Source organism: Paenibacillus sp. FSL H3-0286, from assembly GCF_045040705.1.
GTDB classification, from domain to species: domain Bacteria; phylum Bacillota; class Bacilli; order Paenibacillales; family Paenibacillaceae; genus Paenibacillus_AQ; species Paenibacillus_AQ odorifer.
Genome location: NZ_CP150285.1, coordinates 3,076,988 through 3,088,996, shown reverse-complemented (window position 1 = coordinate 3,088,996; position 12,009 = coordinate 3,076,988). Strand labels below are relative to the sequence as shown.

General features: G+C 43.8%; 14 protein-coding genes. 3 read left to right on the top strand and 11 right to left on the bottom strand.

Going from position 1 to position 12,009, the window contains the following annotated elements:
* Positions 1-54: 54 nt before the first annotated feature.
* Together MHB37_RS13855 and MHB37_RS13850 are read right to left on the bottom strand one after the other, a co-directional pair.
* Positions 55-594 carry an HXXEE domain-containing protein gene (locus MHB37_RS13855; RefSeq protein ID WP_405169500.1) on the bottom strand — a complete coding sequence of 180 codons (540 nt, stop codon included), beginning with the start codon at positions 592-594 and terminating at the stop codon, positions 55-57.
* A 67-nt stretch (positions 595-661) separates the two neighbouring features.
* Positions 662-1,624, bottom strand: a complete 963-nt coding sequence (locus MHB37_RS13850) for a phosphotransferase family protein (protein WP_076183894.1) — start codon at positions 1,622-1,624, stop codon at positions 662-664.
* Positions 1,625-1,804: 180 nt separating this feature from the next.
* On the opposite strand from MHB37_RS13850, the gene fabV reads away from it, so the two are divergent.
* Positions 1,805-2,995 (top strand): enoyl-ACP reductase FabV, encoded by a 1,191-nt coding sequence (fabV, locus tag MHB37_RS13845; RefSeq protein WP_076310414.1) that lies wholly within the window; start codon positions 1,805-1,807, stop codon positions 2,993-2,995.
* 18 nt (positions 2,996-3,013) lie between these two features.
* Here the strand turns inward: fabV and MHB37_RS13840 are convergent, their stop codons facing one another.
* The 6 genes from MHB37_RS13840 to MHB37_RS13815 all read right to left on the bottom strand — a co-directional run bounded on the left by MHB37_RS13840 (position 3,014) and on the right by MHB37_RS13815 (position 8,274).
* Entirely contained in the window at positions 3,014-3,271 is a 258-nt protein-coding gene (locus MHB37_RS13840; protein ID WP_076310413.1) for a DUF2164 domain-containing protein, read from the bottom strand.
* A gap of 72 nt (positions 3,272-3,343) precedes the next feature.
* Positions 3,344-4,315, bottom strand: a complete 972-nt coding sequence (locus MHB37_RS13835; protein ID WP_076190156.1) for a phosphotransferase family protein — start codon at positions 4,313-4,315, stop codon at positions 3,344-3,346.
* Between the two features lie 5 nt (positions 4,316-4,320).
* Positions 4,321-5,289: a sugar phosphate isomerase/epimerase gene (locus MHB37_RS13830; RefSeq protein WP_076101695.1), complete on the bottom strand. Its 969-nt coding sequence runs from the start codon at positions 5,287-5,289 to the stop codon at positions 4,321-4,323.
* Positions 5,290-5,323: 34 nt separating this feature from the next.
* Positions 5,324-6,394, bottom strand: coding sequence for a Gfo/Idh/MocA family protein (locus MHB37_RS13825; protein WP_076125969.1), 1,071 nt, complete (start codon positions 6,392-6,394; stop codon positions 5,324-5,326).
* A gap of 22 nt (positions 6,395-6,416) precedes the next feature.
* Complete coding sequence (locus tag MHB37_RS13820) at positions 6,417-7,514, bottom strand: Gfo/Idh/MocA family protein (RefSeq protein WP_036686323.1); 1,098 nt, start codon at positions 7,512-7,514, stop codon at positions 6,417-6,419.
* Positions 7,507-8,274, bottom strand: coding sequence for a sugar phosphate isomerase/epimerase (locus tag MHB37_RS13815; RefSeq protein WP_076189906.1), 768 nt, complete (start codon positions 8,272-8,274; stop codon positions 7,507-7,509). The genes MHB37_RS13820 and MHB37_RS13815 overlap by 8 nt, the downstream gene beginning before the upstream one ends.
* Positions 8,275-8,551: 277 nt before the next feature.
* Between MHB37_RS13815 and MHB37_RS13810 the strand changes: the two genes are divergently transcribed.
* A complete protein-coding gene (locus tag MHB37_RS13810) occupies positions 8,552-9,370 on the top strand; it encodes an AraC family transcriptional regulator (protein WP_076125965.1) in 819 nt (272 codons plus the stop codon).
* A 105-nt stretch (positions 9,371-9,475) separates the two neighbouring features.
* On the opposite strand, the gene MHB37_RS13805 is transcribed toward MHB37_RS13810, so the two are convergent.
* Both MHB37_RS13805 and MHB37_RS13800 read right to left on the bottom strand, forming a co-directional pair.
* Positions 9,476-10,207: a bifunctional 2-polyprenyl-6-hydroxyphenol methylase/3-demethylubiquinol 3-O-methyltransferase UbiG gene (locus tag MHB37_RS13805; protein ID WP_076189905.1), complete on the bottom strand. Its 732-nt coding sequence runs from the start codon at positions 10,205-10,207 to the stop codon at positions 9,476-9,478.
* Positions 10,208-10,268: 61 nt separating this feature from the next.
* Positions 10,269-10,475: a hypothetical protein gene (locus tag MHB37_RS13800; protein WP_143762700.1), complete on the bottom strand. Its 207-nt coding sequence runs from the start codon at positions 10,473-10,475 to the stop codon at positions 10,269-10,271.
* A 162-nt stretch (positions 10,476-10,637) separates the two neighbouring features.
* Between MHB37_RS13800 and MHB37_RS13795 the strand changes: the two genes are divergently transcribed.
* A complete protein-coding gene (locus MHB37_RS13795; protein ID WP_036686316.1) occupies positions 10,638-11,318 on the top strand; it encodes a TIGR00266 family protein in 681 nt (226 codons plus the stop codon).
* A 73-nt stretch (positions 11,319-11,391) separates the two neighbouring features.
* Here the strand turns inward: MHB37_RS13795 and MHB37_RS13790 are convergent, their stop codons facing one another.
* Complete coding sequence (locus MHB37_RS13790; protein WP_036686314.1) at positions 11,392-11,871, bottom strand: Fur family transcriptional regulator; 480 nt, start codon at positions 11,869-11,871, stop codon at positions 11,392-11,394.
* Positions 11,872-12,009: the final 138 nt, after the last annotated feature.

Here is a 12,009-nt window from a genome sequence, read left to right as displayed (position 1 = left end):
GGGTTCTAGTCAAGATTTTTCTGAAAAAGATATGGCCAGCAGCAGCCTTATGTACTAGTTCTGTTTAATGCGAGTTCTATTCTTCACTAACAACCACAATATTGGCGGAAGCAGCAAAAGAACTAACAGCAGAGACCATCCGATATCTCCAAGAGATACCAAGTTGTCATTCAATAGTCGATAATACGCATAAAGAGAATAGGGAAGAACTACTAGTACTGCTGTAACTACCCCTGGTGTATATATCTTTAAATATATCGTCTGTCCTAGATGAGTAAATACATGTAAGAAAAATACCGCAAGCACTGCCAAGTACAATAAGTAATTAGAAAAGAATACTGCAATACAAGTTACCGTCACTATAAAAATATACACGAATAATACGTCCATTGCAAAATTACGTGTAGTCATTTGTAACATCGAATGATACGTCTTGCGCATAAACGAAGGAATTGCAGCCTCTAACCTGGTTCTATACTTTGCCCCCCATGCTTCAATCGTTAATATTTCTTCAAAATCATGAAACATAAATAGGATCGGCAACAGCCACAGCAAACTTACGATATCTATATGTACACTTAGCCACTCAAACATGAGAATCCTCTCCCTTCTCCTGCTCAGCCTCCTTACCTTCTTATGTTGTAATCTTGCTGAAAATGTCCTAACCCATGAAACGTTCCCAACCTTCCAGCAGATTATCCTGTGCCCACTGGAAATGGCCTTGGCTATCGTATTTACGCGAATAACACTCAATGAAATAAATTAAATCGATATATAAGTCGTAGAGCTTTTTGCGTGCACATTCATTAGGGCTATCAAAGCTGTCCCCATAACCTCTACAGAAATGCTCAGAATTCTCAATATAGCGAAAATAATATTCCATAAGGTGATCGCCCCATAACGCCCGTTCCCAATCGATTAAGGCAACAATGCTCCCCTCTCGCACAAACACATTCCCATCCCATAGATCCCAGTGAACTAAACGTGGCTCAGTGACCACATCCATCACATGTATACGGCTGTTGATCTCCGCCTCAATCTTTTCTAAAGGAATGGGCATCTTTGCCTCTAAGCGCCGAGCATCATCAAGGAGGTTGCCAATCAAATTTTGAAAGGTTTCCCGCCAAGAAGTCCCCTTTATCTTCGAGGATACATTAAATAATCCGAAATGATCCCCTTGAATCTCATTGATAATCCGGCTATAACGACCTAATTCTTCCTCAATACAACTTCTTTGCTGCGGACTAAGCTCTTCCTTAATTTCATTATAGGGCTGGCCGATTATTTTCTCCATGAAAAAAAAGTCACTCGATATTAAATTTCTGCTGTTATCATAAGCGTATACCTCAGGTACAGGTACCGTTCCTTTAGACTTCATTAGCTGCATTGCCGCAACCTCTGTAGCCATGATATCGTGCTCGTAACTTAGCGTGTCTGTCTCATCGGATGGCGATATTTTAAGGATCGTAGCTCTGCCATCTGACAATAGGAGGTCATAAGCTGCGTTGAAATAACCTCCCGTCAATTCCGTACTTTGAATGATTTTCACATGGCTTCCAAAAGCAGCACCCACCAGGATGTCCTGCTGCTCAACCGTTAATTTTGTTTTAGTCTGACTTTCCAAGACTTCACCACCATACAGAGTTAAGTAAAAATGCAAAAATCCAACCTCATAAAAGCCCGGGATTCATTGTATTTGATATAAGAAAGATAAACAATCCTTCTCCATTGGAATGAAAATTGTTAAAATTAGAAATAACACGTATCATTAGCTGCTTTTCATGAAAGAGAGGAAACTATTATTATGATCATAAAACCTAGAACACGTGGCTTTATATGTACAACCGCACATCCGCAAGGCTGCGCTCGTCAAGTCGAGCGGCAAATTGAGTATATTAAGGCACAACCCGCGATCCAAGGACCCCGGAAGGTGCTTGTCATTGGCGCATCCACAGGCTACGGCCTCGCCTCACGGGTTACAGCCGCCTTTGGGGCTGGAGCCAGCACAGTAGGCGTATATCGGCCGAGCAGCAGCAATGGAGCCCGTACAGCCTCTGCTGGGTGGTACAATTCCGCCGCCTTCGAACAACTTGCGGAGTCTGCAGGCCTGCAATCCTACAGCGTTACCGGAGATGCTTACTCCAAAGAGACCAAAGAAAGAACGATTCAGCTGATCCGCAGCGAATTAGGACAAGTCGATTTGGTCATCTACAGTGTTGCTTCTGGGCGCCGTACAGACCCGGAGACAGGTGAAGTATATAACTCTGTTCTCAAACCTATTGGCGACACCTTTACCAACAAAACTGTAAATTTTCATACGGGTGAAGTCACTCAAATCTCCATCGAACCCGCGACCGATAAGGAAGTTCATGATACCATACGGGTGATGGGCGGTGATGATTGGCAGTTATGGATAGAAGCACTCCAGCAAGCCGGAGTATTAGCTGATCACGCAACCACTATTGCTTATTCGTATATCGGATCAGAGCTTACTCAAGCCGTATATCGCCAGGGAACGATTGGACTTGCTAAAGACCATCTCGAAGCTACGGCAAGAACACTTAACGAAGCGTTAGCTGTTACTCACGGTAGAGCTTATGTAGCGGTCACAAAAGGTCTTGTCACACAATCCAGCTCGGCGATTCCTGTCGTGCCCCTCTATATTTCCGCCCTTTACAAAGTCATGAAAGAGCACGGTCTTCATGAAGGTTGTATTGAGCAAACCTATCGGTTGTTTGCTGAACATCTCTACGCAGCGAAAGGAACTCCTGTGGATGAAGAAGGGCGTATCCGTATAGATGATTGGGAATTGTCTCCGGCAGTCCAGCAAGAAGTTATAGAAATCTGGGACCAGCTTACTTCAGACAATATCTACGACCTAACGGATCTGCATAGCTATAAACAGGAATTCTTCCAGCTATTTGGATTCGAGACTGAAGGTGTAGATTACGAAGCTGATACTGATCCAGACGTAACTGTTATAAATCTGCACTAAAATTTATCGTGTTTTAGATTATCTTCTGCCTGAGGATAAGGGTTGTTCGAGAGCATACATTTCCTCTTCCAGAGAAATCATCTTTTGCTCAATCATTTTTCGTGCATCTGTCAACGCTTGATTGTAAATATAAGGCGAAAGTTCTTTGAGCATAAAATCGAGAAGGTTCTCGCTGGCTAATTGCCCAATTTCACTGGACAGCTCTGTGTCAAAATATTCTTGAATACTAGCTGTAATCTGAAGCTTATGTTCTCTCGGTATTTTTAACGGCTGCATGGTAATCCTCCAATCTAATTAGATACAGGAAAATGACGTGCTTTCGCACGTCATTTTTCACACCTATAACCTTCATTCACTGCTGCCTTTAAAACGGTTCCAACCCTCAGTCAAGTTATCATGCGTCCAACGGACATAACCTTCGTCTGCATATTTGCGTGAATAACATTCGATAGCAAGAATAAGATCAAGATAAAGATCATAAAGCTTCTTCCGCTGAATCTCGTTCGGACTGTCGTAGGTTGTTCCGTACCCCTTATAGAAACCGGCAGAATTCTCAAAATGCCTAAAATAATACTCCATCAGCACATCGCCCCACAGGGCTCTCTCCCAGTCAATCAGCGATACGATGACTCCATCCTTCACAAATACATTCCCATTCCATAAATCCCAATGCACCAGTCGTGGCTCGGTTACGGCATCTAATGCAGGGAGATACTTGGAAACCTCCTGCATAATCTCTTCACAAGACGCAGGTAGCTGTGCATTCAGCCTCTTGGCATCAGCAAGTACACTTTCCATCAGGCATGAAAAGGTCTCTCTCCACGAGGCTCTTGGCTCCTCTGAATCCGTTCCAAAAATGCCAAAACGTTCTCCGCGTATCTCATTGATTATGCGATTGTAACGCCCCAGCTCAGTTTCGATAGCGTCTCTCTCCGGAAGTGAAAGACTCTCCTTCACATCACTGTAGGGCTGGCCTTCCACCTTCTCCATAAAGAAATACGGAATAGGAATGAGCAGCAGACTTTCATCATAATGGTAGACGGCAGGCACGGGCACAACACCCTTATCTGCAACCATACGGAGAGCTTCCACTTCAGTTCGCATAATGTTCTTCTCGTAACTTAACGTATCTGTCTCCACAGCAGGGGCAACCTTTAGAATGACAGATTTCCCAGTGCTGAGTTCCAAATCATAGGCTGTATTAAAAAAGCCTCCCGTAAGTTCTGAACTAAGGTTAACCGCAGTTTCTGAACCGAAAACCGCTTTCACCAAAATATCCAGCTGTTCATCATTTAATTTAACTTTCGTGAAGCTCTCCATTTCGTTTAAACCCACCACATTTCTGTCAGTGGCTCCTCAATCAATACTTGTTGAAGGTTACTTACAGCTTTGGAGAAACCTTCTTCAATAGACATCAGCCCATCTTCATGCTCAATACTAACCACATAGTCATACCCAACCAAACGAAGTGCACTAATAATGTCAGCCCAAGTCTTAAGATCATGTCCAAAACCGACAGAACGGAACTGCCAAGCACGGTCAAGCATCTTGGTATACGACTGCATATCAGTTAATCCGTGCATATTGACATTCACAGGATCAATAACAGTATCCTTCGCATGGAAGTGATGGATTGCACCTTGGCGTCCCAAAATATGAATCGCTTGCACAGGATCAATTCCTTGCCACCACATGTGACTCGGATCAAGGTTCGCACCGATCACTTCACCTGCTGCTTCTCTCAGCCGCAGCAGAGTACCTGGTGTGTGTACTGAGAATCCTCCATGCAGCTCAAGACCTACCTTTACATCATGCTGAGCGGCAAAGGCACCCCATTCTTTCCAATAAGGAATAACCTTGTTCTCCCATTGCCAGTCCAGAATTTCTTGATAATCATTGGGCCATGGAGCTACAGGCCAGTTCGGATATTTAGCACCCTCATGATCTCCAGGACATCCAGAGAAGGTATTCACAACCGGAACCCCTAGCTTCTGCGCCAATTTGACCGAGTTTACGAAATCCTCATGATCCTTTTGAGCAAGTTCTTTTTGCGGGTGCAATGGGTTACCGTGGCAGCTCAAAGCACTGATTGTAAGTCCGCGAGATTCCACAGCATGTTTGAATTCTTGTAAGGCTGTTTCATTCTCCAGCAGCATTTTAGGGTCGCAGTGGCTGTTGCCAGGATTGCCTCCCGTACCGATTTCTACCGCCTTTAGCCCTTTGGATACTACATAATCAAGAGCATCCTCCAGCTTACGACCTCCAAACAAGACCATAAATACTCCAAGTTTCATTGTAGGCCACCTCCTCTTGGAAATAGTTTACTTATTATTTATCGTAGATATCAAAATTCTTCACCACTTGATTACTCTCAGCAGCTTCAAAAATAACTTCAATCAAATTCTGTACCCGCATAACCTCAGCGTTCTTAACGATAGGTTCTGCAGTACCCTCAATAACAGCAGCGAAATTATCATAAAAGCTAGAGCTTAACTCCGACGGCTGAGGTAATTCCTCAGTGATCGTTGCCCCCTCCGATGGAGGTGCCATAGTTTTAGTTAGTCCTACACCTGCACGAATCGGCTTCGGTTCGATTTTTTCACCTGCGTTATTTCTGGTCACCAATCTTCCAGTTAAAGACCAGTCTTCAATAATTCCAGTGCCTTCGATACCCTTCACATACCATCTTGGCAAAGTAATAAAGTTAGTCGTCCCAACCTCTACGATCGCTTTAATTCCATTCTCAAATTGCAGAATAGCTTCAAAACCATCATCGACATCGTTTCCTAAAATAAAGCTTAGACTACTGCTCACACTGGTAATTTTGCTATCAATCATGAATAATAGCTGGTCCAATAAGTGAACGCCCCAATCCAGCAGCATCCCTCCGCCTTGTGCCTTAACATGACGCCAGTCTCCAGGAATTCCGTTCGCTCCGTGCACGCGGGATTCGATCTGGAATAGGGATCCAATCGTCTCCTCGTCGTACATTTTTTTGATGGTTAAAAAATCTTCATCCCAACGTCTGTTCTGATGCACCATAAACACACGTCCAGCTTGATCAGCCGCCGCCAGTATTTCTTGAAATTCAACCTTAGATAGAGCAACTGGCTTCTCACAAATGACATGTTTGCCAGCTTGTAATGCACGAATCGCAATTTCTTTGTGCACATCGTTCGGTGTGGCAATTAGAATAATTTCGACCGAAGAATCTGCCAATACTTCCTCATAACTTTGGTACGCCTTGTAGCCAGCGTCGTTGGAATTGGTACGACGTGCTTCAAGCACATCGTACGTTCCAACTACGATTAAGGTAGAGGTCTCTTTTATCAATCCTGCGTGATAACTTCCCATTCCTCCAAAACCAACAATGACTACAGAATGTCTGTTTGAACTCATGAACTTCACACCTGCTTCTCGTTTAGTTATCTGATGTTCCGTCAAAATACACAGCACGACCTGTACGGGAAGATTCGTAAATAGCCTCCAAAATTTGGGTAACGACAAGGGCTTGTTCAGGTTTAACTACTGGTTCTTTATCTTCCCGAACTGCTTCAAGCCACAAGCGAGCTTCACGATCGGATTCACTCTCTTGTCCTCCGTTAAAGAAAGCTACTCCCCCTGCGGACAAGTCAATTTTAGTCTCGTATAGACGGCCACCACGGTCACCATTTAAGCGTAACCCGTCCTTCATATCTGCGCCACCCTCTGTACCTGCTAGGAGCGTCTTCGCTTCTCCAAATTCAGATACATTAAGAGCCCAGCTTGATTCCAGTACAATTGTAGCACCATTTTCCATGGTAATAAATCCAAATGCTGAATCTTCTACTTTAAATTGTTCAGGGTCCCATGGACCAAAGGCATTTCCGCCGTTTTTACGGTTACCGAGCTTATGGAAAGTCGAGCCCATAACACTACGCGGTTTATAATTGTCCATCATCCATAATGTTAGATCAAGCGCATGCGTACCGATATCGATCAGCGGACCGCCGCCTTGCTTTTCTTCATCCAGGAATACGCCCCATGTAGGAACCGCACGACGACGAACGGCAATTGCTTTTGCATAATAGATCTCACCAAGCTCACCGTTTTCACAAACGTCTTTAAGATATTCACTATCCGCACGATAACGGTTCTGATAAGCTACAGACAATTTCATGCCAGTGCGTTTGGCAGCCTCTAACATTTCCTGTGCTTGAGCTGTAGTCTTCGCCATTGGCTTCTCACACATTACATGATTGCCAGCTTCCAATGCTGCGATTGTGATCACGGAGTGACTGTCATTCGGTGTACATACATGCACGATATCGAATCCTCCGGCTTTCAAAAGCTCTTGATAATCTGTATATACAGCCGCGCCTTCAGCACCATAGGTTTTTGCTGCTTCCTGTGCACGTTCTTCGACGATATCACAGAAGGCTACCATTTCAGCATCTGCTTGACGTGACAAACTTGGCATATGTTTTCCATTAGCAATTCCACCGCAACCGACAATAGCAATTCTCAACTTTTTAGACATGAACATTTCCCCCTTGATTAGCGTATGCTTTTACCCATTTCAAACTATCTTCTACACTTCCTAATGGTGAACGGCTGCAATAATCCTGCTCCACTACCGCCCACTCTACCTTTGCCTGTACAGCCGCATCAAGAATTGCTGTAAGGTTTACTTCTCCTTCGCCTAGAACAACCGTTTCCGGTGAACCATCCTCATGTTTCTTCAAATCTTTAAGATGGATGATTGGCAACCGGCTAGCGTATTTGTTGATATATTCTACGGCATCATAACCTGCGTGATGTACCCAGCATGTATCCATTTCAACTTGCAGCAAATCAGCTGGCACCTCTTCAAACAAACCGTCAAACGCTGTACGGTCACCATATCGATCAGTTAACTCAAAGTCATGATTATGGTACAAAAGAACCGCTCCACGCGCCTTACACTTTTCTCCAATAATCTTCAGATTCGCAGCAACTTCTTCATAGTTACGTTGTTCTTCTGACAGATACGGCACAATTAGATGATGATTTCCAATCTCCAGGTTGTACGCGATCTCTGCCTCTGTATCATTCAACAACGCGTCATAGGGACGGTGTGCGCCCAGCGCTACTAGTCCAAGTTCATCAAGCAATTGTTTGACTTCTGCTGCGCTACGGCCGAAGTAATGGAAAAACTCCACACCTTTATAACCAAGGGCTGCTACTTTACGCAGTGTCCCTTCAAAATCCTGTTCCAGTTCTTCTCTGAGCGTATACAATTGCAGGCCTATCTTCAGCATTTTCGAATCACTCCAATTGGATTTAAAGTTAGCTTTCTGTAGTGACAATCACTTGAACAATAATGCTGTAACAGAATTGACTAATCTGATTCACATCAGTTTCCTTAAACTGTCATTCTTGTAAGCACAGCTAATACCGACTGTTTCTAGCGTTGATGGTCGATTTCTTTCTTTATTGCTTAGCTACATAGTAATATGAAAGCGTATATATTAAAATGAATAATATGATTAAAACATGAACAATCTGCTTATCATTTCAATACACCCAGGAGGACCTATGACACATTCTGCTACCTGTCACGTATTATCAGCCGGATTTTCTTTTCATCGCAAGCCTTTTCATATGTCTCAAAGTCAAGGGAACCAGAACTTTCTTATACGTCTGCAAACAGAAGGAAGGAGCCGTGCATTGATCGATGGTGTAATGTCACCTGTGGAAAGCGGGGATATTATGTTATTCGCTCCAAATGATCCTTACTATTTGATCATAGATAAAGAAGAGTACCCTGTGGGCAAGCCACGAATTGAAAGCGGAGATTATCATATCTTTTGCGGAGGAACATGGATTGATGAATGGTGGCAACGTTCACAAAGACCCACTCGCCTAAGTGTGCCGCTTAGTGAGAGTTTTCTTGGCTTGTTTCGCCAATTGATTCTGGAGCACCGTCGACTTTCCGACTTCTCTCCAGAAATATCTGCCTGCTATCTGCAAATTCTATGTATGGAAATCGACCGGCTAATTACAGATCAGCCAGCAATTACTCCAAAAGGTTATCTGGCATACCGAATGAAGCAATATGTTGAGGAGCACGCAACCCTACCCTTTCTATTGGAGGATGTAGCAGGTTTTGTGGGTATATCCGTCTCGCGGGCCGTTCATTTATTTAAGGAAGCCTTTGGGACCAGTATTATTAAATATGTAAACGATGTCCGACTGGAAATGGCCAGAGAACGGATAACCTTCAGTCCCATGCCGCTGGAGCAAGTAGCAGAAACTTGTGGTTTTGCGAACTATACCTATTTTCACCGGGTCTTCCGAAGTCGTTTCGGGATGTCACCAAGAGAATATCGTGTGCACAGCAGAGAACAGGTGTAAATAAAGAAACCCCGTTTCATTGCAAAAGGGTTGTCCCTTAGTAGAAAAAGCTACTTCTAGGACAACCCCCGCTTCTATATTCGAACATAACTCGTGAGCATGAGATTATTCTTTCACAGCCGAAATGATCAAGAACATCGGTCTACGCTCCTCATCCTTCATCCATGGATCATTACTCATTTCTTCTGAAGGCTTTGGTTCTTTAACCGCTTTAATAGTAAAGCCAGCTTCAATCAGGTCATTAAAGTAGGTGGAAATCGTGCGATGGTATTTAATCACATTTTCTGTTAAGAATTTAGTTTCACGAAGTCCTTCTGATTGATAATGATCTACGGGCCAATGCAGGCGGTTTCCTTGCTCATCGGCATACCAGTCTTGCTCTTCACGTGAAGTAAAGATTGGATGCTCCACTGAAAAAATAAAACTCCCGCCAGGCTTAAGAAACGAATGCACCTTTCGGCAGATGGCTGCAAAAGATTCAATATAGTGGAAAGCCAATGAACTGAGAACCACATCAAATTGCTCGCTCGCAAAATCAATGTCCTCAATCGGCAGCTGGATATAAGTTATAGCAGGATCGTTCGTTTTTTCACGCGCCTGTTGCAGCATCTTTTCAGAGATATCCACACCTATAACTGAACTCGCCTGCTGCTCACGGGCATATAGGCAATGCCAGCCGAAGCCGCAGCCCAAATCAAGCACACTTTTATTATGTAAGTCTGGAAGAAGCGCCTTTAATACATGCCATTCTCCTGCTGCTGCAAGCCCTCCAATAGAACGGGGCATTTGCTGGTAGGCTGAGAAGAAATTCGAATCGTCATATTTATTTTGTTTCATCAGGGATACATCTCCTATATATTATTTCTTCAATTACTATACGCTGAGCGATGTTCTCTTATCAAATAGCCAATAAAAAAGGAGCCTCATCTTGGAAGATCTGCCCCTTATATCTATTCTTATTCAATTGTTCCTGCTTGCTTGGTGTTAACCGTACATGCTGTGAAATGGCTCCATAATCACTATTCGATCTACGACTCTGTGCTGCGCACCAGGCTCCGGAGCGCTCTGCCTTACGCAAGGCTTTTTGTGTCTTGGTTCGTGCCATGTGACACCACTCTCCTATTCATGGGTGAATGATTATTGATCTTACATCTATAAGACAACTTCATTTTAACATATTCCAGACTATGAGCGAAGCAAGAATTCCGTTACACTTAGAGCAAAGCTAGTATTCTATCTTATCTAAATAGATGCGGAGGTTTAAAGGATGAATTACCAGGTTTTGTATGAAGGTGCTTTTGCTATGTTAAAGGTCCAACTAAATCCCGGTGAAAGCGTAAAGGCTGAAATGGGCGCAATGGTCGCGATGTCGCCTAACGTAGAATTAAAAGGAACCGTGGATGGTGGTTTAATGCGCGGTCTCGGGAGAATGCTGAGCGGTGAGAAATTCTTCTTTCAAGAACTTAGAGCGACCCGTGGTCAAAGTGAGGTATTGCTGTCACCTGGCTCACTCGGCGATATTCAGGCGATAGAATTAGACGGATCGTATAAACTGTTAGTTCAAAAAGACGGATTTCTCGCCGGAACTGAAGGCATTCAAGTAAATACCAAAATGCAGAATTTAACCAGAGGGCTCTTCTCCGGTGAAGGCTTCTTCATTGTAGAAATCAGTGGCAGAGGAACGGTGTTCCTGTCTTCCTTCGGTGCTATCCATGCGATTAATCTAGGACCTGGTGAAGAAATGATTATCGATAACGGACACCTCGTAGCATGGCCAGACTATATGGACTACAAGGTGGAAAAGGCAGCCTCTGGCTGGCTTAACAGCATAACCAGTGGTGAAGCACTTGTCTGCCGCTTCCGTGGAGAAGGTGTAATTCTCGTTCAGAGCCGTAACCCTGGCAGTTTCGGAACGTGGATCAAATCCTTTGTGCCTACTCGAAGCTAGACTTCTTAAAACTCACGAGTCAAAAAAGACACAGGCTTGGAGAAAGCCTGTGTCTTTAGGTTAGAAAGCAATCTTACGAGACTGCTTTATCTGCTTCTGCTTTTGCTTTTTTGCAGCCAGTACGTTTACATGTTCCATAAGTACCCTTGAAATCAAGGCGGTGATCCGTGACGTTAAAGCCATATTCACGTTCCACTCTTCTCTCCAGCTCCACAAGCCAGTCGTCCTTAATTTCCTCCAACCGACCGCATACGCTGCATATCAAATGATGATGCATATGCGAATGATCGTTCCCGCGCAAATCGTAACGGGCAACTCCGTCTCCGAAGTTCATCTTCTCTACAATGTGTAGCTCACATAAAAGCTCAAGTGTACGGTATACCGTTGCCAGGCCCAGATGTGGATAGCTGTTCTTAACAAGCATATATACTTCTTCTACGCTTAAATGATCCTTCTCATTGTCGAGCAGAACGTTCACTATAGCTTCACGCTGAGGCGTTAGTTTATATTTTTGCGCCGCAAACAATTGACTGATATTTGATATTTGATCCATTTGGTCTCCTACCTTCCCGGAACGATTTAACATCCGTACCCTCTGAGACGCTCCTATTTATGCAGTTAAGACAAACCATAAATAGTAATCGTTACGATATAATCATAACAAAATTAACCACGAATGAAAAGAGCCTGA